This is a genomic window from Micromonospora pallida, assembly GCF_900090325.1.
In the GTDB taxonomy this organism is placed as follows: domain Bacteria; phylum Actinomycetota; class Actinomycetes; order Mycobacteriales; family Micromonosporaceae; genus Micromonospora; species Micromonospora pallida.
On the sequence record NZ_FMHW01000002.1, the window covers coordinates 288,625 to 312,112 of the forward strand.

Sequence of the window (23,488 nt, forward strand, 5' to 3'; positions counted from 1 at the left end):
GCCGGCACGGCCCGGCCGGCCCACCGGGGGAGGACAACCCTCACTGTCGATGGTCGACCAGGTCGATGAGCTGCGTGACCACCGTGTCCGGGTCGAGTACCCGGTCGAAGACGGCCACCAGCATGGTTTCCAGGTCGGGGTAGCCCAACTCCTCGGAGAGGCGCAGCAGCGGCAGGTCACTGGCCAGGCCCCGGTCGTGCCGGCGCAACGCCAGCCCGATGGTGGCCCGGCCCAGGCGGACCTTGTCGGCGATCGAGATGCCCGGCTCGGTGTGCTCGGCGAACCACCGGTTGATCTGCATCTGGGCGTGCGGCGACTTGACGAAGTCCAGCCACTCCCGGCGGGGGCCCCGGGGCACGCCGAGCGCGTCGAGACCGTTGTCGGTGGCGGTCTCGGTGAAGATCTCCACCACGTCGCCCTCTTCCAGTTCGGACGAGAGCGGCGCCAGCCGGCCGTTGATCTTCGCGGCGAGGCACCGGTCGCCCCGCTCGGTGCCCAGCTCGTACGCCAGGTCGACCGGGGTGGCGCCGGCCGGCAGTACGACCTGCCGCCCGTCGGCGAAGACCTGGATCTGCCCGTCGGCGAGGTCGCAGCGCAGCGTCTGGAGGAACTGGTTCGGATCGGGGGCGTCCTGCTCCCAGTCCAGCACCCGGCGCAGCCAGTCCAGTTGCCGGGCGCGGAGGGTCGTCCCGTCGGCGCGGGGGAACCGGAAGTCGGCGGCTACGCCGTACTCGGCGAGACGGTGCATCTCCTCGGTGCGGATCAGCACCTCGACCGTGCGGTCCTGCGGGCCGCACACGGTGGTGTGCAGCGAGCGGTAGAGGTTGTTCTTCGGGGAGGCGATGAAGTCCTTGAAGCGGCCCGGCACCGGCCGCCAGAGCCCGTGCACCGCGCCGAGCGCGGCGTAACAGTCGGTGGCCGGGCCGTCCACCACGATCGCGATCCGGGGGAGGTCGAACGGAATCGTGTGGCCGCCGGCCACGGTGTCCTTCCAGATCGAGTAGAGGTGGCGCGGGCGGGGGGCGACGGTGGCGTCCACCTTGCTGCGACGCAGCGCGACCCGGCTCCGGGCGACCACCTCGCGCAGGTACGCGTCCCAGCCCGGCCGGTCGTGCAGATGGCGCTGGATGCGGGTGTGTTCCTCGGGTTGCAGGTGCAGCAGGACGACGTCGTCGAGTTCCCGTTTGAGGGCCTGGATGCCGAGCCGGTCGCAGAGCGGCACCAGCACGTCGAGGGTCTTGGTGGCGATCCGGTTGCGGGACGCCGCCGAGCGGACGCCCAGGGTACGCATGTTGTGCAGCCGGTCGGCCAGCTTGATGATCAGCACCCGGACGTCCTTGCCGGCCGCGACGATCATCTTGCGGGTGGTCTCCGCCTCGGCGGCCTTGCCGTAGAACGCCTTGTCGAACTTGGTCACCCCGTCGACCAGGTGCGCCACCTCGGGGCCGAAGTCCTCGCCGAGCGCCTGAAGGGTGTAGCGGGTGTCCTCCACCGTGTCGTGCAGCAGCGCGGCGACCAGGGTGGTGGTGTCCATGCCGAGGTCGGCGCAGATCTCGGCGACGGCCAGCGGGTGGGTGATGTACGGCTCGCCGCTCTTGCGGAACTGGCCGCGGTGCATGTTCTCCGCGATCGAGTACGCCTTGCGCAGCAACTCCGTGTCGGCGTTGGCGTGGATGCCGCGGTGGGCCCGGACGAGCGGGGTGACCGGGTCGTTCTCCGCGGTCGTCCAGGAGAGCAGCGACCGCAGTCGGCGGGCCAGCGGCAGCTCGCCGGCTGTGGGAAGGGCGCCCCCCAGGGCGGCGCCGTGTCCGGCGTCGACGTCCACCTGGGACCTCCTCACCCCGGCTCCACGGCCGCCGGTGTCCGGCAACCGGGAGCAGGCCCACGAATCGGGCAGGACTGCACTTCTCTAACAGCCTAGTTTGAGGTGCCGTCGTCCGATCGGCCAGTTGCTCATGGGCGTTCGGATGAGAGTTGAGCCGAGACGGCTTGCTCGGCCTTCGCCAGCAGGTCCCGGAACCGGGCCGCACCGGCCACCGGGGAGGACCAGCCGGCGGACATCTCCACCAGCCGGGTCTCCGGTCGCTCCAACCAGGACAGGATGCGCTCGGTCTCCTCGGCGGTGGCCGCGGGCACCGGCCCGTGCCCGGCCGGCACCGTCTCAGCGGTCGCCCGGATCAGCCGCAACGTCGGCCGTGGGTGGACGCCCGGCGGGGAGACCCCGGCCCCGGCGAGCCGGCCGTGCCGGACCAGGGCCAGCTCCCAGCCACCGTCTCGGGCGGGGCGGGCGGCGGCCAGCTCGGCGATCCGGGTCAACGCGGTAAGCCGCTGCATTCGTACCGTCGCCCGGAGCGCCGCCGCGAGCCGGGTGCGGACCACCGCCGCCTCCTCGTACCGCTGGGCAGCGGCGAGCGCCTCGATCCGGGCCAGCAGCGCGTCCACCACCGGCCGGGGGTCGCCGGCGGTGGCGGCGCGGAACGGCAGCGCCGCGCGGTGGTCGTACTCCTCGGGGGTGATCCGGTGTTCGCAGGGCGCCGGGCAGCGACCCAGCTCGGCCAGCGCGCAGGCCGGCGTCACGGTGCGCAGCGACAGCCGGTGGGTGCACTGGCGCAGCGGCAGCGCGTCGTGGAACGCCGCCGCCGCCAGCTCCGCCACCCGCCGGGAGCCGAACGGCCCCAGGTACGCCTCGTCGGCCGGGCCGATCTCCCGGACCACCGACAGCCTCGGGTACGGCCCCGGGGTGAGTTTGAGCCACAGCATCCGCTCGGGGAACTTCGACCGCCGGTTGTACGGCGGGGCGTGCGCGGCGATCAGCCGCAGCTCGCGCACCTCGGCCTCGAGGGAGTGGGCGCACTCGATCGCCTCCACCCGTTCGGCCGCGCCCAGCATCTCCGACATCCGGGCCCGCTTCTCGGCGGCGGTGAAGTAGCTGCGCACCCGGGTCGCGATGTCGCCGGAGGTGCCGACGTAGAGCGGTCGGCCGTCGCCGGCTCGGAAGATGTAGACCCCTGGCGCCTTGGGCAACCCCTCGGCGAGGTAACGCTTGCGGCGCTGGGTGGGGGTGACCGCCCGGGCGAACTCGATCGCCTCGCCCAGGGTGTGCACCCGGTGCCCGCCGAGCCGGCCGATCAGCCCGTGCAGCACGTCGACGGTGGCCCGGGCGTCGTCCAGCGCGCGGTGGGTGGGCTGGACGGTGGTCCGGAAGTACGCGGCGAGGGTGCCCAGCTTGCGGTTGGGCACCTCGTCCCGGGTGAGCACCCGGCGGGCGAGCGCCACGGTGTCGAGCACCCGGGGGTTGGGCCAGCGGTACCCGTGCCTGGCGCAGGCGGCCTTGAGGAACCCGACGTCGTACGGGGCGTTGTGGGCGACCAGCACCGCGTCGCCGAGGAACTCCAGGAAACTCGGCAGCACCGTCTCGACCGGGGGCGCGGGCAGCAGCATCGCCTCGGTGATGCCGGTGAGCACGGTGATGAAGGGCGGGATCGGCTGGCCGGGGTTGACCAGAGTGCCGAGTATGCCCAGCTCCTCGCCGCCGCGGACCTTGACCGCGCCGATCTCGGTGATCCCGCCGCCGTCCGGCGTTCCGCCGGTGGTCTCCAGGTCGACCACGACGAAGGTCACCGCGTGCAGCGGGAGCGCGGGGTCCATCCCCTCGCCGGCCGGGCCCAGCCCGGCCAGCGTCTCCTGCACGTACTCCCCTGCGGTCACGGGCGGCACGCTAGTGCCCCGGTGCGACACTCCGGCAACAGGTGCCCCAGGCGTTACCACGGCCTAGGATGAGAGATCGGCTCACTCACCGGGCGGTGGGCCCGGTCGCGGTGGGAGACTTACCACATGCCCCTCACCGAGCCGTACGACGACCACCTCCCCGACCAGGGGACGGTCGCCGCTGGGCTCGACGCCACGGCCGCTGGCGAGACCACAGCCGTGCCCACACCGGAGTCGGGAGGGGCGGAACCCGAGCCGGTCCTGCCCGAACCGGTCCGGCAGCGCATCGTCGCGCTCACCGCGACGGTGCTGCCCGGCCTGCCCGCCGACGAGGTTCCGGTGCCGCTGCGCCGGGTGGCCAAGTTCGCCCCCAACCGGCGTGCCCGGCTCGGCGCAGCGGCCATCGCCGCGCAGCTCACCGCCGATCCGCTGTTCCGGCAGCGGGTCACCGCCCGGGTGCTGTCCGACGCCGGTGACCTCGGTGCCGCCGTCCTCGAGGGGACCGCCCCGGCCGCCGCCGACCCGGTGGAGGTGGCGGCGCTGGCATACCTCGCCCGTCCGGTGGGTTGGCGTGACCTGGTCGAGGCCAGCGGCGCGGCGGTGCGTGCCGAGGCCGACAGCGCGGTCGTCGCCGAACTGGTCCGGGAGGCCGAGCAGCGGGCGACCCGGGCCGAGCACGACCGGGCCGTGGCCCGCGTCGAGGCGGAGAAGCTCCGCGACGAGTTGGCCCGGGTCCGGGACGAGTTGGGCCAGCTCCGCGAGGAACACCGGGTGCTGGCCCGCACCTTGCGGGAGACCCAGGCCCGGGAGCGCCGGGCCAACGAACTGCTCGCCACCGAACGGGGCCGGGCCACCCGCGCCGCCGCCGACGCCGACGCCGAGCTGCGCCGGGTCAAGACCCGGCTGGCCGAGGCGGAGGCCGTCGCCGGCGTCGCCAAGGCCAGCGCGAAGGACGCCCGGTCGGTCGACGACGCGAGGCTCTGGCTGCTGCTGGAGACGATCGGCCAGGCGGCCGTCGGCCTCCGGCGGGAACTGGCCCTGGACCCGGTGGAGCGGCTGCCCGCCGACTTCGTCGCCGACGCCCTCGCCGACCAGCCGGCCGCCGCCCCGGCCGGCCCGGCCGCCCGCGCCCGGGACACCGACGACCCGGCCCGGCTGGACCAGTTGCTCGCCCTGCCCAAGGCGCATCTGGTGGTGGACGGCTACAACGTGACCAAACGCGGCTTCGGCGAGATGTCCCTGGAACAGCAGCGCAAGCGCCTGATCACCGGCCTGGGCGGGATCGCCGCGCAGACCGGGGACGAGGTCACCGTGGTCTTCGACGGCGCGGAGCGGATCCACGGGCTGCCCCCGTCGCCCCGCGGGGTGCGGGTGCTCTTCTCCCGCAAGGGGGAGACCGCCGACGACCTGATCCGCCGGCTGGTCCGGGCCGAGCCGCCGGGCCGCCCCGTGGTGGTGGTCTCCTCCGACCGGGAGGTCGCCGACGGCGTACGCCGGCACGGCGCGTACCCCCTCGGCGCGGACGCGTTGCTGCGCCGGCTGGCCCGCTCCTGACCGACGCGCCGGCCCGGCGCGCGCTCCGGCTGGCGTGTCGGCCCGCGCCGCTCACGCTGCCTGGTTCTCCGGTGGGTTGCGGCCTGCGTCGCCCGGGTTGCGGCCCGCGTCGCCCGGGTTGCGGCCGGTAGCGGCCCGGGTCAGCGGCGCCGGACGACGATGTCGCCGAACGTGGTGTGCGCGGTGAGCTGGACGGTGGCCGCCGGCTGCTCGGGCGGGTCGCACGCCTCGAGATGGTTCGCCACGTTGCCGTGCCCGGTGCGCAGGTCGAGTCGGGCGGTGGTGCCGTCCCGCACGCCGATGTCGATCCCGCCGCGGCCGGTCCTGGCCGACACCGCGCCGGTCGAGACCTCGCCGATCCGCACGTCGCCGTTGGCGGTGGTGGCGGTCACCGTGCCCCCGGCCCGGTCCACCACGATGTCGCCGTTGGCCGAGCTGACCCGCAGCTCACCGTCGACCGAGCCCAGGAGGTTGTCGCCGTTCGAGTTCTTGATCACCGCGTCGCCGTCGACCGCGCCCAGGCGTACCTTGCCCGATCCGGTGTTGACCCGGGCGACGCCACCGACCCGGTCGACCAGGACGTCCCCGGCGGCGGTGTCGAGCTCCAGGTCGGCGGTCCACTCGAGCTGGATGTCGCCGCAGCCGGTGCGGATCCGGCAACTGCCGAGCTGGCCCGTGCCGTGGAACGTGCCCGCCGAGGCGGTGCCCCGCAGCGTCGCGCCGGTGGGCAGGGCGATCGTCACGTCCACCGAGCCGGCCCGGCCGAACATGCCGAGCCCACGGGGGCGGGGAGCGCGGACCAGCAGTTGACCGTCGAGGTATTCGACCCGGGTCTGCTCGGCGGCCCGGACGTCGGACTCCGCGTCCGCTCGGCTGGCCCGGACCTCCACCACGGTGTCGGTGCGGTCGGTGGCGGTGATCAGGACGTGACCGGCGGCCAGGTCGACGGTGGCGGTGACGGGTGTCGGAGTGTCGAAGGTGGGCACGGGAGATCCCTTCTGGCGGGTGGACGGGGTCGGGGAGTGGGACGGGTCAGCGGGCCCAGCCGGTGTAGTGCTGCCCGCCCCGGGGGACCCGGCGCGGGGTGGTCCGGGCCCCGGTGACGCCGGCGGTGGCGGCGCGGACCAGCCAGGCGTTGACCGACAGGCCCTCCCTGCCGGCGGCCTCCTCGATCCGGGCCTTCAACTGCTCGGGGAGCCGGAAGTTGATCCGCGCGGTCGCGCCCTCGTCGGCTTCGGGCGAGGTCACGGTGGCGGTGGTCGTCGGGTCGTCCGGCGGGAGGTGGCCGGCCGGTGGTGGGATCACCACGAAGCCGGGCTCGCGTCCCCGTAGCCGCAGCTCGACCGAGCCCGGTGCCAGCTCGCGGGTGATCTCCTCGGTGGCGGCGGTCAGCGCGTCCAGCAGGGCGAGCCGGAACGCCGACTCCAGGGGCCCGGTCAGTCGCTCGGCGAGCGCCCGGGCCTCGTCGCCGCCGAGTTCGGCGGCGGATGCCAGCTCCTCCCGGAGCTGGTCGACGTACGACGTCAGGTTCATGGCGCCATGATGGCATCACAATGGCGCCATCTTCAAGAGGGATGGCGTCATGGTTCAAGGCGGGTGGCGCCATGGTGGCGCGAGTCGGAGGCCGGGCGGACGGGGACAATAGGATGGATCCGCGCACGGCGGAGGGAGCAGCGGCATGGGCCGGACACGGCGTGACGCGGTGGCCCGATGAGTCCGCGCGGCTGGGCACTGCTCACCCTCGTGGTCCTGGGCGCCGCCCTGCTGCTCAGCGTGGCGCTGCTGATCCCGTGGAGCCGTCCGCCGGCACCCCGGGCCGACCAACTCGCCGCCTTGCGGGACCTGCCGGCCGACCAGGTGGAGCGGGCCCGCGAGTTCCGGGCCGCGCTGCGCCCCGGCGTCTGGAGCACCCTGGTCGTCGGGCTGCTGGTGGCGCTCCTGCTCGGCCTCACCCCGCTGGGCGCGCGCCTGGTCGAGTTGGCCGGGCGCCCCTTCGGCGGGCACTGGACCGCCCAGGCGCTGGTCGGTGGGCTCGCCGTGGTGCTCGTCGCCGACCTGGTCACCCTCCCGTTCGCCGCCTGGCGGCAGGCGATCCTCACCCGGTACGGGATGAGCACCAACGGCTGGGGCGGCTGGACCGCCGACCTGCTCAAGTCGTACGCCCTCAGCGCGGTCGTCGGCGCGGTCGCGCTGCTCGGCTTCTACACCGTGCTCCGGCTCGCCCCACGCTGGTGGTGGGCGTTCGGGGCGGCCGGCGCGGCCGGGCTGGTGCTGGTCCTCTCCTTCGTGCTGCCAGTCCTGGTCGAGCCGGTCTTCAACCGGTTCACCCCGATGGAACCGGGCCCGCTGCGGACGGAGGTGATGGACCTGGCCGCCCGGGACGGCGTGCCGGTCCGGGACGTGCTGGTCGCCGACGCCTCCCGCCGGACCCGCGCGGTCAACGCCTACGTCTCCGGCTACGGGCCGACCCGCCGGATCGTCGTCTACGACACCCTGCTGCGGGAGGCGACCCCGGCGGAGGTGACCAGCGTGGTCGCCCACGAGCTGTCCCACGCCAAGCACCGGGACGTGCTGGTCGGCACGGTGATCGGCGCGCTCGGCGCCGCGCTGGCCGTGGTCGCCCTCTACCTCGTCGGCTCGTGGGGCGCGTTGCTGCGCCTGGCCGGGGTCGACTCGATCCGTGACCCCCGCGCGTTCCCGCTGCTGCTCGCCCTGGTCACCGTGGTCGGGGTGGTGAGCACACCGGCCCAGGCGTTCCTGTCCCGGCGGGTCGAGGTCCGGGCCGACGCGCACGCGCTGGCCCTCACCGGCGACCCGGTGACCTTCGAGGCGATGCAGCGCCGGCTCTCCGGGGCGAACCTCGCCGACCCCGACCCGCCCCGCTGGGAGTACCTCTACTCGGCGTCGCACCCGTCCACCGTGGAGCGGATGGCCGCCGCCCGCGCACACGCCAGGAAGGCCAGATGAGCCGTACGCTGCTGATCACGAACGACTTCCCGCCCCGGCCCGGTGGCATCCAGTCCTTCGTGCACAACCTGGCGCTGCACCAGCCGACCGGCTCGGTGGTGGTCTACGCGTCGACCTGGCGGGACGCCGACAAGTTCGACGCCGACCAGCCGTTCGAGGTGGTCCGGGAGAACACCCGCGTGCTGCTGCCCACCCCGCTGGTCGCCCGCCGGGCCGCCGCGCTGGCCCGGCGGTTCGACTGCGACACGGTCTGGTTCGGGGCGGCCGCGCCGCTCGGGCTGCTCGCCCCGGGGCTGCGTCGCCGGGCCGGGATCCGCCGGGTGGTGGCCCTGACCCACGGGCACGAGGTCGGCTGGGCCGCGCTACCCGTCGCCCGGACCGCCCTGCGGCGCATCGGTCGCGGCGCGGACGTGGTCACCTACCTCGGCGACTACACCCGGGTACGGCTCGAACGGGTCCTGCACGGGCTCACCGACCTGCGCCGACTGGCGCCCGGCGTGGACGTCGACGCCTACCACCCCGATGTCGACGGGGAGGCGGTCCGGACCCGCCTGGGCCTCACCGACCGGCCGGTGGTGGTCTGCGTCTCCCGGCTGGTGCCGCGCAAGGGGCAGGACACGCTGATCCGGGCCCTGCCGGAGATCCGTCGCCGGGTGCCGGACGCCGCGCTGCTGGTGGTCGGGGGCGGACCCTACCGGGGCACCCTGGAGAAGCTCGCCCGGCAGACCGGGGTCGAGCGGGACGTGGTCTTCACCGGCACCGTCCCGGCCGCCGAACTGCCGGCCCACTACGCCGCCGGCGACGTGTACGCGATGCCCTGCCGGACCCGCAACCGGGGGCTGGACGTGGAGGGACTCGGCATCGTCTACCTGGAGGCGTCCGCCGTCGGCCTGCCCGTGGTGGCCGGGGACTCCGGGGGCGCGCCGGACGCGGTCCGCGAGGGCGAGACCGGGTACGTGGTGCGCGGGCGGGACGTGGCGCAGCTCGCCGACCGGGTGGCGACCCTGCTCGCCGACCGGGATCTGGCCCGTCAGTTCGGCGCGGCGGGACGGGCCTGGGTGGAGCGGGAGTGGCGCTGGCAGACCCAGGCGCGGCGGCTGACCGACCTGCTCGCCGGCTGACCGCCCCCGGTCGGGTTCGTTCCGTTCCGCGCCGCGTGACGGGCAGGTGCGTCAGTGGGGTGCGGTGCTGACGGTGGGCGTGGCCGTCCGCTCGTGGCACAGCCGGTCCAGGAGCTGCCCGGCCGGCCCCGGGCGGCCGAAGTGCCAGCCCTGGGCCGCGTCGCACCCGATCGCCCGCAGCCGTTCGGCCTGAGCGGCCGTCTCCACCCCCTCGGCGGTGACGGTGAGGTCCAGCGCGTGCGCCAGCGAGACCAGGGAGGCGAGGATCCGCTCGTCGGTACGGCTCGCCGGGTCGGTCGGGCAACCCCGCAGCCCGGCGACGAAGTTCCCGGCGATCTTCAGCTCGGTCACCGGCAGGTCGCGCAGGTACGCCAGGTTCGAGTAGCCGGTGCCGAAGTCGTCGATGGCGATCCGCACACCGGCCTCGGCCAGCGTGCGCAACGCGTGGACCGGCTCCCCGGTGGTGCTCATCATGGCGCTCTCGGTGATCTCCAGTTGGAGCCGCTCCGGTGGCAGGCCGGTCCGCTCCAGCAGGTCCCGCACCTGCCGGACCAGGCCGGGGGCGTGCACCTGGCGGACGGCCAGGTTGACGCTGACGAACGGTGCCCGTGCCCGCCCGCCCGGCGGCCAGCCGCCCGCCTCCCGGGCCGCGTCGGCGAGCACCCAACCGCCGAGCGGCACGATCAGGCCGGTCTCCTCGGCCAGCCCGATGAACCGGTCCGGCCGAAGTTCGCCCAACTCGGGATGACGCCACCGGACCAGCGCCTCCGCCCCGATCACGGTGCCGTCGCAGAGCGCGGTCAGGGGCTGGTAGTCCAGGTAGAACTCACCCCGTTCGAGGGCGGCCGGAATGGCGGCGGTGAGCGCGTACCGGGCCAGCTCCTGCCGGTTGCGGTCGACGTCGAAGAGTTCCCACCGCGCCCCGCCGGCCCCCTTCGCCCAGTGCAGTGTGCTGTCGGCGGCCCGCATCAGGTCGCTCGGGGTGGTGTCGGCCACCGGACGTTCGACGATGCCGATGCTGGCCGAGACGGTCAGCTCGTGCCCGTCCACCCTGGCCGGCCGGTTGACCGCGCGCAGCGCCGCCTCGGCGACCTGGACCACGTCCTCCGTGCCGCTGGCCCGCTCGACCAGGATCACGAACTCGTCACCGCCGAGCCGGGCCACCAGGTGGTCACCGGCCGCCTCGCGCAGCCGCCGGCCCACCGAGACCAGGAGCGAGTCGCCGATCTGGTGGCCGAGCGTGTCGTTGACCACCTTGAACCGGTCCAGGTCGAGGAAACAGAGCCCGACCCGCCGGTCGTCCCGGTCCGGTCGGTCGATCGCCGCCGACAGGCGCTCGGTGAACAGCGTGCGGTTCGGCAGGCCGGTCAGCGGGTCGTGGGTGGCCTGGTGCCGGAACCGTGCCTCGCTCTCCCGGAGGGCCCGGTCGGCGTGCGCCTGGGCCACCATGGCGGCCCGACGCAGCGACTCCTGCGCGTCGAGCGTCCGGTCCCGCAGCGCCCGGGCGTAGCCGGTGGCGACGGTCGCCAGCAGCCGGGCCAACCGGTCCTCGACGTCGTCGACCAGTCCGAGGTCGGGCAGCAGGCGGAGCTGGATGATCTCGATGGTCCGGCCGAGCCCCTCGGCCGAGGCGACGTGCGCGGTCACCAGGTCGGCCCCCACCTGGTGACCGGCCCGGGGATCGAAGGGCTCGGCGCGCAACGCGGCCGCGAGCCGGTCGGTGAGCCCCTGAAGGAAGACCTCCAACTGCTCCCGCGTCATCGGTAGGTAGCTCGTGGCTGCGACCGCCCGGGCCCAGGCGCGGGCGAAGGAGCCGGGGGACGGGCCGGACCCCGGCTCCGGGGTCGGCTCACCCACCGAGCCGCCCCACCCCGCCCAGGAAGCCCGACCGGGTGGCGTCGTCGGCGTGCTCCGGGAACTCCGGCCGCCACTGCGGCACCCACACCAGACCCGGCTCGACCAGCTCGAAGCCGTCGAAGAATCCGGTCAGCTCGGCGCGGTCGCGTGGGGCGATCGGGGTGTCGGTGTCCCGATAGACCTGCTCCGCGTCGGCCCGGACGTCGCCGTACTGGCCGATGTCGCTGATATGGGAGAGCACCAGCCAGCTACCCGGGGCGAGGGCGTCCCGGAAGGTGCGCAGGATCTCGCCCGGTCGGTCGTCGTCGGCGACGAAGTGCAGCACCGCCACGGCCATCAGGGCGACCGGCTCGGCGAGGTCGAGCAGAGCGCGCAGGTCGGGGTGGGCCAGGATCCGCTCCGGCCGGCGCAGGTCCTCCTGGAGGATGGTGGCCCGGTCGTGCCGGCTGAGGATCTCCCGGCTGTGGGCGACCGCCACCGGGTCGACGTCGACGTAGACCACCCGGGAGTCCGGTACGACCCGCTGGGCGATCTCGTGCACGTTGCCGACGGTCGGGATGCCCGAGCCGAGGTCGAGGAACTGCCGCACCCCGACCCCGGCGAGGAAGTGCACGGCCCGACGCAGGAACGCCCGGTTGGCCTGGGCCATCAACGGGGCCTCCGGGATGGCGGCCATCATCGCCCTGGCGGCGGCCCGGTCGGCGGCGAAGTTGTGCGACCCGCCGAGGAAGTAGTCGTACATCCGGGCCACACTGGGACGCTCGACGTCGATGGTGTCGGCTGCCCAGTCCGGCCGCATCGCCCATCCCTTCGTACCGACAACGATCGCCCCCGTGGGCCACGCGGGTATTCTGCCCGTTCGTCGCCCGAGTGACCAGACTGCGGCAAATAGGATTCACGTCCCCTACCGGTCAACGGCGTCGTACGGCCCGGCGGGCGCTGCCGAGGCCGACCACCAGGCCGGTGCCGGCGTGGAACGCGACCGACCGGAAAGCGATCGGGAGGTCCACCCCGCCAGGCCGGAGCCGGCGGTGTGGACCTCCCGATCGAGGTGCGGCCTTAGAACTTCGGGGCGTCCGGGGCCTCCAGCAGACCCAGTCGCAGGGCGGTCATCAGCGCCTGGGCGCGGTTGGCGGCGCCGAGCTTCTCGTAGAGCTTCGAGATGTGCGTCTTCGCGGTGGACTCGCTGACGAAGAGCTGCTTGGCGATGCCCGCGACGCTCATCCCGTCGGCCAGCAGCCGCAGCACCTGACCCTCCCGGGGCGAGAGCTGCGGGCCGGACGGGGCGAGCCGACGCTTCATCGCCTCGGCGAGGTCGGCGGCGGTGAAGGCGCTGGGGGAGGATGCGGCGTGCCGGGCGGCGGCCACCACCTCGTCGGCCGGCGCGGTCTTCGGCACGAACGCGCTCGCTCCGGCCTCCAGGGCGCCGAAGAGCTGGTCGTCACCGGCGTACATGGTGAGCACCACGATGCCCATCGACGCGCTGGACTTGCGCAGCGCCCGGGTGGCCTCCAGGCCGCTCCCGTCGGGCAGGCGCAGGTCCATGATCACCACGTCGGGCTGGAGCGCGCCGGCCTGCCGTACCCCTTCGGCCGCGGTGGCGGCCTCGCCGACCACCTCGAACTGCCGGTCCCGCTCGAAGGCGTGACGCAGGCCCTTACGAATCAGGTCATGATCGTCCACAAGGAGGACCTTGGTACGGGTGGCCGGTATCGGACTGGTGGTCATCCTCGGGTTACTTCCCTTCTCCTGCGGTCGCGCTACCGCGCACGTTATCGCGTCGAGGCGAGGTGCCGAGAACCACCGCCACCGTCGTTCCACTTGGTTGCCGGGGACGAATCTCCAACCGGCCCCGGATACGTTCCGCCCTCTCCGCCATGATCGCAAGACCGTACCGGCCGTCTGGACGCTGGTCGGCAATTCCCTGACCGTCATCCGACACTTCGATCTGCGCGTATGGCGGGTCCACCGCGCAGGTGACCCAGAGGTTGGACGCCCCGGCGTGCTTGCGGGCGTTGGTCACCGCCTCCTGGGCGATGCGCAGCAGTTCGGCCTCGGTGGCGGCGGGCAGCCGGGCGGTCGACTCGTCCAGCGACAGGTGCACCCGCAGCCCGCCGGAGGCGCCGACGGTGCGGGCGTACTCGGCGATCGCGGCGGCCAGCCCACCGTGCCGGTCCACCTCGCTGCGGAGCTCGAACAGGCTCAGCCGCAGCTCGGTGATCACCCGGGTCACCTCCTGGCGCAGCGTACGCAGGCTGTCGGCGGTCTCCTCGGCGTCGTCGTGCACGGTAGCCAGGGCGTTGTCGATGCCGTAGCCGACCATCACCAGCTCCTGCGCGACCCCGTCGTGGATCTCCCGGGCCAGCCGCTGCCGTTCCTCGTTGGTGGCCAGCGACCGCACCTCGTCGAAGAGGAGCGCCGCCTCCAGCCGCAGCGCCGCCGGGCGGGTCAGCGCGGTCACCTTCTCCACCACCGGAGCCGGGTACGCCTGCGCCACGTCCGCCTCCAACGCCACCAGACCGACCGTCCGGACCCCGGCGACCAGCGGCACGATCAGCGCAGAGACGTCGCCGCCCCGGTGCGAGCGGGCCTGCGACCGGTTGGCGGTCTGCGGCTGCTGGCTGGCCCACGCGTCGGCGATGGCCGAGTCCGCGTCGAGCGTGGTCTCCCAGTCCACCCGGTCCACGCCGACCTGGGCGAGCACCACCAGCCGACCGCCGCCACTGGCGGAGAGCACCGCCGCCCGGTCCGCCCGGGTCACCGTCCGCAGCTCCTCCAGCAGATGCTCGGAGATGCCGCCCGGGTCCAGGGTGGCGCCGGGGAGCTGCCGGGCGACGCTGCGCAGCTGGGTCAGCAGCCGGGTCGCCTCGGCGTACGGCTGGGGCTGGGGTTTGGCCTCGGTCCGTACCGCCATCACCCGGTGCAGGGTGCTGGCCGCGTAGAGCCCGAGCCCGGCCAGGAGCAGCCACTGGGCGCAGACCGCGAGGTATCCGAGCTGGCCGAGCTGCCGCTGGCCGTCGACCTCGGTCAGCGCCCCGCTGAGCAGCAGGGTGACCGCGGTGACCGCGAGCAGCGCCGTGCCCTCGCGGAACCGGCGACGCAACGCGGTCACGGTGACCGGGACGGCCAGGTAGGGCAGGACCGCCGAGGCGCCGAGCCCGCCGATCGGGCCACCGATGGCGGCCACGGCGGCGACCTGACTGGCGGCCAGACCCAGCACCACCACCTCGGCGGCCCGGCTGAACGGGCCGAGGAGCCGGTCGCGCGGGGCGAGCAGTGCCGGCACGCCGGCCAGGGCCAGCAGGGCGATCCACCAGAGCTGGTCGACCTCCCGGGTGGCGATCAGAGTGAGGACGGCGACCAGCGCGAGCATGACCACGCGGGCGGTGGCCGCCAGCGGGTGCGGCTGGGGCCGGGCGGGTGTGGAGGAGGACACGTGACGGATCGTAGTCAGCGCGCGTAGATGTCGGCGATCTCGGCCGCGTAGGTCTCGTGCACGACGTTCCGTTTCACCTTCAGTGAGGGGGTCAGCTCACCGGTGGCCTCGGTGAAGTCGCGCGGCAGGATCCGGAACACCTTGATCGCCTCGGCCTTCGACACGGTCAGGTTGGCCGCGTCGACCGCGCGCTGGACCTCGGCGCGCAGCGCCTCGTGCTCCCGCAGTTCGTCGAGGGTGGCGGTGGCCGGCAGGCCGGCCGAGTCCCGCCACTTCGGCAGCGCCTCCTCGTCGACGGTGACCAGTGCGGCGATGAACGGCTGCCGGTCGCCGACCACCACACACTGGCTGACCAGCGGGTGCGCGCGTACCTGGTCCTCCAGTACGGCCGGGGCGACGTTCTTGCCGCCGGCGGTCACGATGATCTCCTTCTTGCGGCCGGTGACGCTGAGGTACCCGTCGGCGTCGAGCTGGCCCAGGTCGCCGGTGCGGAACCAGCCGTCGGCGGTGAGCACCTCGGCGGTCGCCTCCGGGTTGTTCCAGTAGCCCTGGAACACCAGCTCACCGGCGACGAGGATCTCGTGGTCGTCGGCGATCCGGACGGTGACGCCGGGCAACGGCCGCCCGACCGAGCCGATCCGGGTGGCGTCGGGCAGGTTGGCCGAGGCGGCCGGGGAGGTCTCGGTGAGGCCGTAGCCCTCCAGGATGGTGATCCCGATGCCCCGGAAGAAGTGCCCCAGCCGGGCGCCGAGCGGGGCGCCGCCGGAGATGGCGTCCTTGCATCGACCGCCGAGCGCGGCGCGCAGCTTCCGGTAGACCAGCCGGTCGAAGAGCGCGTGCTGCAACCGCAGCCGGAGTCCGGGGCCGCCGGGACGGTCCTGTGCCTCGCTCCAGGCCACCGCGACCGCCTCGGCCCGGTCGAAGATCCGGCCCTTGCCGTCGGCCTCGGCCTTCTGCCGGGCCCCGTTGTAGACCTTCTCGAAGACCCGGGGCACCGAGAGCACGAAGGTCGGTCGGAACTCCTGCAACTCCGCGACCAGGTCGCGGGTGTCGGCGCAGTGCGCCATGGTGGCCCGGGCCTGCACCACGCCGAGCTGGACGAGCCGGGCGAAGGCGTGCGCCAGCGGCAGGAAGAGCAGCGTCGACGCGCCCGGGTGGAACAGGTTCGGCAGCGCCGGGACGGCGTTGGCGACGTCGGCGTACATGTTGCGGTGGGTGAGCGCGCAGCCCTTGGGTCGGCCGGTGGTGCCGCTGGTGTAGATGATGGTGGCGACGTCGTCGGCGCGGACCTCCTCGCGGCGCCGCTCGATCTCCTCGGGGGCGACCGGCGCGCCGAGGGTGACCAGTTCGTCCACCGCGCCGAGGTCGAGCTGCCAGACCCGGTCCAGCTCGGGCAGCCGGTCGCGGAGTCCGGCGACCAGGGTGGCGTGCGCGGCGGTCTCCACCACGCAGGCGACCGCGCCGGAGTCGGCCAGGATCCAGGCGGCCTGCTCGGCGCTGGAGGTCTCGTAGATCGGCACGGTTACCGCGCCGGCCGCCCAGATGGCGTAGTCCAGCAGCGTCCACTCGTAGCGGGTGCGGCTCATCAGCCCCACCCGGGAGCCTCGGGTGATGCCGGCGGAGACCAGGCCCCGGGCCACCGCGACCACCTCGTCGCGGAACTGCCGGCAGGTCACGTCCGACCAGGCCCGGCCCGCCCCGTCGGCCGCCGGCACCGGGCGCGCGAACTGCACCGCGTCCGGCGCGGCGACGGCGTTCGCCCAGACCGGGTCGGTGAGGTTGGCCGCGTCGCCGACGGTGACGGTCGGCGGGACGGAGAACTCGCGCACCTGCACTCCTCGTTGCTCGCAACGGTCGGGCCGGAGCCGTCGGCCAGCCGGACGGCCTTGTCGAAACCTACCCGCATCCCCTGGTCGCCACGCGGACCGGGTGCGCGGGGTGGACCGGGGCGGGACGGCGTCCGGCCGGGTAGCCTCCCCCCATGGCGGACTCCTCCACCCAGTCGATCACCATCGACGCGCCCCCGGACCGGGTGGTCGCGGTCATCTGCGACTTCGCCCGCTACCCGGAGTGGACCGAGACGGTACGCCGGGCCGAGGTGGTCGAGGAGTACGAGGACGGCTACGCCAGCCAGGTCCGGTTCACCATCGACGCCGGCGTGCTCGCCGACGAGTACGTGCTGGCCTACGAGTACGCCGAGGACCTCTCCCGAATCGAGTGGCACCTCGTGGCCCCCTCCCGGATGCAGCGCGCCCAGCGTGGCTCGTACGACGTCGTCGGCAACCCGGACGGCACCGCCACGGTGACCTACACCCTGGAGGTCGAACTCGCCGTCGGGATGCTCGGAATGTTTCGCCGTAAGGCCGAAAAAATGATCATGGACACGGCGTTGAAGCAGCTGAAGCACCGGGTAGAAGCACCCGGTGCGACCCGCTGAGCCAACCGGCCGCAGTGTCGCCACGGTAGAGGAGCCCACCATGGCAGGTACCGATCCGGGTTCGGCCCGGGAGGAGGCGGAGCGGCTGGTGGCCACCGTGCTGGCCACCGCCCGACTCGCGGCGGCCGGTGCGCCGACCGGGTCCTGGGGTTCGCTCGGCGGGATGCTCGCCGACGTCCTCGGCCACGGCGCGCCCGGTGCCGGCACCGCCCCGGGCGGGGCCACCGGCACGAACCACGGGTTCGCCACCGGCGGGGCGGAGTGCGAGGTCTGTCCGGTCTGCCGGGCGATGCGCGCCCTGCGCGACCCCAGCCCCGAGTTCGCCGAGCGCCTGGCCACCGGCGCCGGGGACCTGGCGGCCGGGATCGCCAGCCTGCTCCGGGCGTTCGCTCCCGACGCCGGGACGACGACCGCCACCACCGTCCCGGACCCGGTCAATGATGATCAGGTGTGGCGCGAGGCCACCCGTAGCAGGCATGATTCTCAGCCGGCACCCGCGCGGGACGTCTGGTCCGCCGCGACCCGTGACAAGGGCGTGGCGAGCCCGTCCGTCGCCGACCCGCCCGTCGACGCCGCCGGGCCGGACCCGGCGCGAGCTCCGGCCAGGGGTCCGGTGGTACCTGCGGCGCGGGTGCCCGACGGCGCGGACGGAGATTCGCCAGGCGACGGGGCCTGACCCACCACATCGGCGACCGCCCGGCCACCGGCCGGCGGGCGCCGGGCAGCACAGCAGAGGGGAGTGGCGGCGGTGACGCTGACCATCGGAGTCGACGTCGGTGGCACCAAGGTGGCCGGCGGTGTGGTCGACGACACCGGCCGGGTACTGGTGCAGATCCGACGGGACACCCCCGCCGAGGACGTGGGCAAGACCCGGGACGTCATCATCGAGGTGGTCACGGAACTGGCCGCCGGGCACCGGGTCGACGCGGTCGGCATCGGTGCGGCCGGCTGGATCGACGCCACCCGGTCCACCGTGCTGTTCGCCCCCAACCTGGCCTGGCGGGACGAGCCGCTGCGGGCGTACGTCAGCGCCGCGGTGGGCCTGCCAGTGATCGTGGAGAACGACGGGAACGTGGCCGCCTGGGCGGAGTTCCGCTACGGCGCCGCCCGGCACGCCGACGACTCGATGGTCATGTTCACCATCGGCACCGGCGTCGGCGGTGGCATCGTGCTCGGCGGCGAGCTGATCCGGGGCGCCCACGGCATCGCCGCCGAACTGGGACACATGCTCACCGTCCCGGACGGCCACCCGTGCGGCTGCGGCCGGCTCGGCTGCATCGAGCAGTACGCCAGCGGCAACGCGCTGGTCCGCTTCGCCCGGGCCGGTGCCCGGCAGGAGCCGCAGCGGGCCACCGCGCTGCTCGAACTAGCCGGCGGGGACGCCGGATCGATCACCGGACCGATGGTCACCGCCGCCGCGCAGGGCGGCGACCCGGTCTCCTCCGAGGCGTTCGCCCAGGTCGGGCGTTGGCTGGGCACCAGCCTCGCCGACATGGCCCAGATCCTCGACCCGCAGGTGCTGGTCGTCGGCGGTGGCGTCATCGCCGCCGGTGACCTGCTGCTCGGCCCGACCCGCCGGTCGTTCGCCAACGCGCTCGCCCAGCGCGAGCGGCTCCCGGTGGCCGAGATCCGCCCCGCCGAACTCGGCAACACCGCCGGCGTCATCGGCGCCGCCGACCTCGCCCGGCGGATCTGATGGTGAAGCGCGAGGAGCGCAGCGCAGCGGAGCCCCGCAGTCGCGAACGAAAGGTGGCGTACTGATGGGGGGCGTGCCGCTGCGGGTGGTGTCGTACAACATCCACACCCAGCGGGACGACACGGCCGCGCTGGCGGAGGTGGTCCGGGCCGCCCAGCCGGACGTGGTCATCGTGCAGGAGGGGCCGCGCCGGTTCCGCTGGCGACGCAAGTGCGCCGCCCTGGCCGAGTCGTTCGGCCTGGTGGTGGCCGCCGGTGGCCTGCCCGCGTTGGGCAACCTGCTGCTGACCAGCATGCGGGTGCGGGTGCACGCCACCTCCTGCCAGCGGTTCCCGCTCACCCCCGGCCGGCACCTGCGCGGCGCGGCGTTCGCCGAGTGCTCGGTCCGGGGCTCCACCCGGTTCGTGGTGGCCGGCACCCACCTGTCGACCGACCCGGCGGAGCGTCCCGCCCAGGCGGTCCTGTTCCGGGAGGAGGTCGAGGCGGCGCGGTGGCCGGTGCTGGTCGGTGCGGACCTCAACGAGGGGCCGGGCGGGGCGGCGTGGCGGACGATCGCCGACGGCCTCGTCGACACGGCCGTGGCCGCCGACCGGGCCGACAGGCTCACCTACTCCTGCGCGAATCCGAGCCGCCGGATCGACGCGCTCTTCGTCGATCCCCGGGTCACCGTGGTCGACTACGACGTGGTCGACACCCCGAACACCCGCCGGGCCAGTGACCACTTCCCCGTCCTGGTGGACCTGCTGTTGCCGGCGGCCGATTGATCGCGTTACCGGACAGGGCTGGACAAACACTCTCCGGAGTGGAGAGGATTCGGCGTCGACCCGGCACGCGTACGCGTACCCAAGGAGAGATAACCCGGTGTCCACCCCCACCGACCACGGCGGTCCAGACGAACCGTCGGCCACGCTCGCCCTCACCCCCGACGGCCGTCCGGTCTACGACCGCGGTGACACGGTCTGCGTGATCGGCGCCGGGGCCAGCGGGCTGACCGCGGTGAAGAACCTGAAGGAGCACGGCTTCGGTGTCGACTGCTACGAGCGGGAGACCGGCATCGGCGGCGCGTGGAACTGGCGGCACGATCGCAGTCCGGTCTACGCGAGCACCCACCTGATCTCGTCGCGGCCGTTCACCCAGTTCCCCGACTTCCCGATGCCCGACTCGTGGCCGGACTACCCGCACCACAGCCAGCTGCTGGCGTACCTCGAGCGGTACGTCGACCACTTCGACCTGCGTCAGCACGTCTGGTTCGGCACCGAGGTGGTCCGGATCGAGCCGGTCGCCGGGGACCGCTGGGACGTCACCACCCGCAGCACCGGCGGGTACGGCCCGGAACGCACCTCCCGGTACTCCGCCGTGGTCGTCGCGAACGGCCACAACTGGTCGCCGAAGCTGCCCGAGTACGAGGGACTGGCTGAGTTCCGGGGCGAGACGATGCACGCCTCGGCCTACAAGGACCCGGCCCAGTTGCGCGGCAAGCGGGTGCTGGTGGTGGGCGCCGGCAACACCGGCTGCGACGTCGCCGTGGAGGCCGCCCAGCAGGCCGCCACCTGCTGGCACTCCACCCGGCGCGGCTACTGGTACGCGCCGAAGTACGTCCTCGGTCGACCCGCCGACCAGGTCAACGACCTGATGCTGATGCTCCGGGTGCCCCGGCGCGTACGGCAGTGGCTCTACCACCGGACGCTGCGGCTGACCGTCGGCGACCTGACCCGCTTCGGGCTGCCCAAGCCCGACCACCGGGTGTACGAGACCCACCCGATCGCCAACAGCCAGCTCGTCTACTACGTCGGCCACGGCCGGATCACGCCCGTGCCGGACGTGCGGCGCTTCCACCCGTACGCCGTCGAGCTGACCGACGGTCGGGAGATCGACCCGGACCTGGTCGTCTTCGCCACCGGCTACCTGACCCGCTTCGAGTTCCTCGACCCGAAGCTCCTCGGCGACGACGACGGCGTCGGGCGTCCCACGCTCCACCTGAACGCCTTCCCCGGGGCTATCCGACGCTCGCCGTGGTGGGCCTGCTCCAGCCGGACTCGGGGCTCTTCCCGCTCGCGCACTGGCAGGCGGTGCTCGTCGCCCGGCTGCTGCGGCTGCGTCAGTACCGCCCCGAGCGGGCGGAGGCGTTCGCCGCGAAGGTCGCCGCCGGAGCCGGGAAGCGCTACTCGGGTCGGGTCCAGGAGAGCAGTCGGCACTGGTTCGAGGTCGGTCACGTCGACTACCTGCGCGCCGTCCAGCGCGCCCTCAACGAGTTGGAGACGGTCAAGCGGTGAGCGCGAGGAGTGCAGCGGAGCGGAGCCCCGCAGTCGCGAACGGAAGGGGGCTCAAGTGAGTGGGCTGCGGATCGTCCGGGGGCGGGAGTGGGCCCGTCCGGTGCCTCCGGCCCGCCGTGAGGTGCTCAGCACACTGCCAGACCTGGAGCAGGGACGGCCGCCGCTGCTCTTCGTCCCTGGCTTCGGCCACGGCGCGTGGGCCTTCGCCGAACACTGGCTGGAACACGCCGCGTCCCGGGGCTTCCCCGCCCACGCGATGAGCCTGCGCGGGCACGGCGGCAGCGAACCGGCGCCGGAGGCGTCGCTGCGCGCGTACGCCCACGACGTGGTGCAGGTGGTGGCGGAGCTGCCGCGCCAGGCGGTGCTGGTGGGGCACGGCGCGGGGGCCCTGGTGGTGGCGCACGCGCTGGCCCGCTACCCGGCGCGGGCGGGGGTGCTCGCCGCCCCGGTGTTCGGCGGGTGGGGCATGCTCGGCGCGGCGTTGCGCCGCAACCCGCTGGGTACGCTCCCCGCGCTCTGGGGCGGGCGGCTGCGGCTCAACCGGCGGCAGTTGTTCAGCCCGGAACTGCCCGACACCGTTGCCCGGGCCCACCTGACCCGGCTGGGCCGGGCGGGCCGGCGTGCGCAGTGGCGGCTGCTGTTCCCCGGTGGGCTCGAGCCGGCGGTGGGGAACCCGCCGGTGCTGGTGCTCGGCAGCCCGGACGACCGGGTCGTCCCGACGGCGGCGTTGACCCGCACCGCCCGACGGTACGGGGTGGCTCCGCTGCTCTTCCCCGGCATGGGACACGACCTGATGCTCGACGCGCGGTGGCGGGAGCCGATCGACGCGGTCCTCGACTGGCTGGTCAAGGAGCCGGCACCCACCGTCGTGCCGGTGTGAGGTAGCCGCCCATCCCGCCACTGACGGGGTGGGCGGCCCGCCGCCGGCTCAGTCGGTGATCATCTCGTGCAGCAGTGAGCCGCTTTCGTCCAGCGCGGTGAGGTAGGAGCCGGCCCAGGAGCGGATGTCGTACCGGTGCAGGTGTTCGCGCATCGCCCGCATCCGGCTCGCCGCGTCCGCCGGGTCGGCGTGCAACGCCGCGAGCAGTCCCTGCTTGAGCCCCTCCAGGTCGTGCGGGTTCACCAGGTACGCCTCGGACAGTTCCGCCGCCGCGCCGGCGAACTCGCTGAGCAGCAGCGCGCCGGAGTCGTCCACCCGGGCGGCGACGTACTCCTTGGCGACCAGGTTCATCCCGTCCCGTAGCGGGGTCACCGCCATCACGTCGGCCATCCGGTAGAGGGCGGCCAGTTCGGCCCGGTCGAAGGGCTGGGTGAGGTAGTGGATCGCCGGCTCGCCGACCCGGCCGAACTCGCCGTTGATCCGTCCGACCTCGCGTTCGACCCGGTCCCGAAGGATCTGGTACTGCCCGACCCGTTCCCGGCTGGGCACGGCCACCTGCACCAGGACGGTGTCCCGGACCTTGACGTGGCCGCTGGCGATCAACTCGCTGTACGCCTTCAGCCGGTGCTCGATGCCCTTGGTGTAGTCCATCCGGTCGACGCTGAGGATCACGTGGTCCGGGTCGCCCAGATCGCGGCGGAGCTGGTCGGCCCGGGCCACCACGTCCGGCCGGGCGGCCAACGCGGCCATCTCGGCGGTGTCGATGGAGACCGGGAAGGCACCCACCCGCACGGTACGGCCGTCCACCTCGACCTGCCGGTCGGTGGCGGGCACGCCGATGACCTTCGCGACCAGTTGCGCGAAGTTGTGCGCGGCATGGGCGCGCTGGAATCCGACCAGGTCCGCGCCGAGGATCCCGCGCAGCAGTTCGGCCCGGCGGGGGAGCTGCATGAACAACTCCGGCGGCGGGAACGGCACGTGCAGGAAGAAGCCGATCCGCAGGTCGGGACGGAGTTCGCGGAGCAGGGCGGGCACCAGTTGCAGGTGGTAGTCCTGCACCCAGACCACCCCACCCGGCTCGGACACCTCGGCGGCTGCCTCGGCGAACCGCCGGTTGACCCGCTGGTACGCCTCCCACCAGCGCCGGTGGTGCTCGGGCTGCTCGACCGCATCGTGGTAGAGGGGCCAGAGGGTCGCGTTCGCGAAGCCCTCGTAGTGGTCCCGGAAGTCCTCCGGGGTGAGCGGGACGGTGTGCAGCCGGACGCCGTCCACGTCCGGCAGCGCGGGCGCCGGACCGGTGCCGCCGGCCCAACCGACCCAGGTCGCGGGGGAGTACCGCAGCAGGGGGTGCATGGCGCTCAGCAGGCCACCGGGGCTGCGGCGCCACTCGCAGGCGCCGTCGGGCGCCACGCTGTCGTCGACGGGAAGGCGGTTGGCCACCACCACGAGGGGACGCTGTCGCATCTCGGTCACTCCGATCTGCCGAGGGGCGACCGCCCGGGCGGGGAGGATCCGGGCAGTCAGCGAGGGAAGTGACGGTACGCCGTAATTTCTACTGAC

General features: G+C 73.8%; 18 protein-coding genes and 1 pseudogene. 9 read left to right on the plus strand and 10 right to left on the minus strand.

Translation table 11 applies throughout. From position 1 onward, the window contains the following. Positions 1–40: 40 nt before the first annotated feature. Together GA0074692_RS01510 and GA0074692_RS01515 are read right to left on the minus strand one after the other, a co-directional pair. On the minus strand, positions 41–1,825 hold the full coding sequence (locus GA0074692_RS01510) for a RelA/SpoT family protein (RefSeq protein WP_091638704.1): 1,785 nt from the start codon (positions 1,823–1,825) through the stop codon (positions 41–43). A gap of 128 nt (positions 1,826–1,953) precedes the next feature. Then, positions 1,954–3,708 (minus strand): DEDD exonuclease domain-containing protein, encoded by a 1,755-nt coding sequence (locus tag GA0074692_RS01515; protein WP_091638705.1) that lies wholly within the window; start codon positions 3,706–3,708, stop codon positions 1,954–1,956. A gap of 126 nt (positions 3,709–3,834) precedes the next feature. On the opposite strand from GA0074692_RS01515, the gene GA0074692_RS01520 reads away from it, so the two are divergent. Beyond that, the gene (locus tag GA0074692_RS01520; protein ID WP_091638706.1) at positions 3,835–5,262 is read left to right on the plus strand and encodes an NYN domain-containing protein; all 1,428 of its coding nucleotides are present in this window, start codon (positions 3,835–3,837) and stop codon (positions 5,260–5,262) included. Positions 5,263–5,402: 140 nt separating this feature from the next. On the opposite strand, the gene GA0074692_RS01525 is transcribed toward GA0074692_RS01520, so the two are convergent. Continuing rightward, on the minus strand, positions 5,403–6,248 hold the full coding sequence (locus GA0074692_RS01525; protein ID WP_091638707.1) for a DUF4097 family beta strand repeat-containing protein: 846 nt from the start codon (positions 6,246–6,248) through the stop codon (positions 5,403–5,405). 46 nt (positions 6,249–6,294) lie between these two features. Continuing rightward, positions 6,295–6,795, minus strand: a complete 501-nt coding sequence (locus GA0074692_RS01530) for a toxin-antitoxin system HicB family antitoxin (protein ID WP_091638708.1) — start codon at positions 6,793–6,795, stop codon at positions 6,295–6,297. Between the two features lie 177 nt (positions 6,796–6,972). On the opposite strand from GA0074692_RS01530, the gene GA0074692_RS01535 reads away from it, so the two are divergent. Both GA0074692_RS01535 and GA0074692_RS01540 read left to right on the plus strand, forming a co-directional pair. After that, positions 6,973–8,229, plus strand: coding sequence for a M48 family metallopeptidase (locus GA0074692_RS01535; protein WP_091638709.1), 1,257 nt, complete (start codon positions 6,973–6,975; stop codon positions 8,227–8,229). After that, complete coding sequence (locus GA0074692_RS01540) at positions 8,226–9,350, plus strand: glycosyltransferase family 4 protein (protein ID WP_091638710.1); 1,125 nt, start codon at positions 8,226–8,228, stop codon at positions 9,348–9,350. Before GA0074692_RS01535 ends, GA0074692_RS01540 begins: the two co-directional genes overlap by 4 nt. Positions 9,351–9,401: 51 nt before the next feature. Here the strand turns inward: GA0074692_RS01540 and GA0074692_RS01545 are convergent, their stop codons facing one another. The 5 genes from GA0074692_RS01545 to GA0074692_RS01565 form a co-directional block, all read right to left on the minus strand. Beyond that, positions 9,402–11,111, minus strand: coding sequence for a putative bifunctional diguanylate cyclase/phosphodiesterase (locus GA0074692_RS01545; RefSeq protein ID WP_091652329.1), 1,710 nt, complete (start codon positions 11,109–11,111; stop codon positions 9,402–9,404). An 88-nt stretch (positions 11,112–11,199) separates the two neighbouring features. Then, positions 11,200–12,006, minus strand: coding sequence for an SAM-dependent methyltransferase (locus GA0074692_RS01550; RefSeq protein WP_091638711.1), 807 nt, complete (start codon positions 12,004–12,006; stop codon positions 11,200–11,202). 260 nt (positions 12,007–12,266) lie between these two features. Further along, positions 12,267–12,935, minus strand: a complete 669-nt coding sequence (locus GA0074692_RS01555) for a response regulator transcription factor (protein WP_030337723.1) — start codon at positions 12,933–12,935, stop codon at positions 12,267–12,269. A gap of 7 nt (positions 12,936–12,942) precedes the next feature. Next, a complete protein-coding gene (locus tag GA0074692_RS01560) occupies positions 12,943–14,586 on the minus strand; it encodes a sensor histidine kinase (protein WP_176738655.1) in 1,644 nt (547 codons plus the stop codon). 71 nt (positions 14,587–14,657) lie between these two features. Continuing rightward, on the minus strand, positions 14,658–16,472 hold the full coding sequence (locus GA0074692_RS01565; RefSeq protein ID WP_091652334.1) for an AMP-dependent synthetase/ligase: 1,815 nt from the start codon (positions 16,470–16,472) through the stop codon (positions 14,658–14,660). A gap of 152 nt (positions 16,473–16,624) precedes the next feature. On the opposite strand from GA0074692_RS01565, the gene GA0074692_RS01570 reads away from it, so the two are divergent. The 6 genes and pseudogenes from GA0074692_RS01570 to GA0074692_RS01595 all read left to right on the plus strand — a co-directional run bounded on the left by GA0074692_RS01570 (position 16,625) and on the right by GA0074692_RS01595 (position 21,928). After that, complete coding sequence (locus GA0074692_RS01570) at positions 16,625–17,080, plus strand: SRPBCC family protein (RefSeq protein ID WP_091638713.1); 456 nt, start codon at positions 16,625–16,627, stop codon at positions 17,078–17,080. A 40-nt stretch (positions 17,081–17,120) separates the two neighbouring features. Then, complete coding sequence (locus tag GA0074692_RS01575; protein ID WP_091638714.1) at positions 17,121–17,756, plus strand: hypothetical protein; 636 nt, start codon at positions 17,121–17,123, stop codon at positions 17,754–17,756. Positions 17,757–17,828: 72 nt separating this feature from the next. Then, positions 17,829–18,776 (plus strand): ROK family glucokinase, encoded by a 948-nt coding sequence (locus GA0074692_RS01580; RefSeq protein ID WP_091638715.1) that lies wholly within the window; start codon positions 17,829–17,831, stop codon positions 18,774–18,776. Between the two features lie 64 nt (positions 18,777–18,840). Beyond that, positions 18,841–19,539: an endonuclease/exonuclease/phosphatase family protein gene (locus GA0074692_RS01585; RefSeq protein WP_091638716.1), complete on the plus strand. Its 699-nt coding sequence runs from the start codon at positions 18,841–18,843 to the stop codon at positions 19,537–19,539. Between the two features lie 97 nt (positions 19,540–19,636). Beyond that, a pseudogene (locus GA0074692_RS01590) lies at positions 19,637–21,048 on the plus strand (flavin-containing monooxygenase). 55 nt (positions 21,049–21,103) lie between these two features. Continuing rightward, positions 21,104–21,928: an alpha/beta hydrolase gene (locus GA0074692_RS01595; RefSeq protein WP_091638717.1), complete on the plus strand. Its 825-nt coding sequence runs from the start codon at positions 21,104–21,106 to the stop codon at positions 21,926–21,928. Between the two features lie 48 nt (positions 21,929–21,976). Here the strand turns inward: GA0074692_RS01595 and GA0074692_RS01600 are convergent, their stop codons facing one another. Beyond that, positions 21,977–23,392, minus strand: a complete 1,416-nt coding sequence (locus GA0074692_RS01600) for an alpha,alpha-trehalose-phosphate synthase (UDP-forming) (protein ID WP_091652337.1) — start codon at positions 23,390–23,392, stop codon at positions 21,977–21,979. Between the last annotated feature and the right edge of the window lie 96 nt (positions 23,393–23,488).

Coding starts and splice junctions, on each gene's coding strand:
- GA0074692_RS01520 (WP_091638706.1), top strand. CDS start 3,835: ATGCCCCTCACCGAGCCGTACGACGACCACCTCCCCGACCAGGGGACG.
- GA0074692_RS01530 (WP_091638708.1), bottom strand. CDS start 6,795: ATGAACCTGACGTCGTACGTCGACCAGCTCCGGGAGGAGCTGGCATCC.
- GA0074692_RS01535 (WP_091638709.1), top strand. CDS start 6,973: ATGAGTCCGCGCGGCTGGGCACTGCTCACCCTCGTGGTCCTGGGCGCC.
- GA0074692_RS01540 (WP_091638710.1), top strand. CDS start 8,226: ATGAGCCGTACGCTGCTGATCACGAACGACTTCCCGCCCCGGCCCGGT.
- GA0074692_RS01545 (WP_091652329.1), bottom strand. CDS start 11,111: ATGACGCGGGAGCAGTTGGAGGTCTTCCTTCAGGGGCTCACCGACCGG.
- GA0074692_RS01550 (WP_091638711.1), bottom strand. CDS start 12,006: ATGCGGCCGGACTGGGCAGCCGACACCATCGACGTCGAGCGTCCCAGT.
- GA0074692_RS01555 (WP_030337723.1), bottom strand. CDS start 12,935: ATGACCACCAGTCCGATACCGGCCACCCGTACCAAGGTCCTCCTTGTG.
- GA0074692_RS01570 (WP_091638713.1), top strand. CDS start 16,625: ATGGCGGACTCCTCCACCCAGTCGATCACCATCGACGCGCCCCCGGAC.
- GA0074692_RS01575 (WP_091638714.1), top strand. CDS start 17,121: ATGGCAGGTACCGATCCGGGTTCGGCCCGGGAGGAGGCGGAGCGGCTG.
- GA0074692_RS01585 (WP_091638716.1), top strand. CDS start 18,841: ATGGGGGGCGTGCCGCTGCGGGTGGTGTCGTACAACATCCACACCCAG.
- GA0074692_RS01600 (WP_091652337.1), bottom strand. CDS start 23,392: ATGCGACAGCGTCCCCTCGTGGTGGTGGCCAACCGCCTTCCCGTCGAC.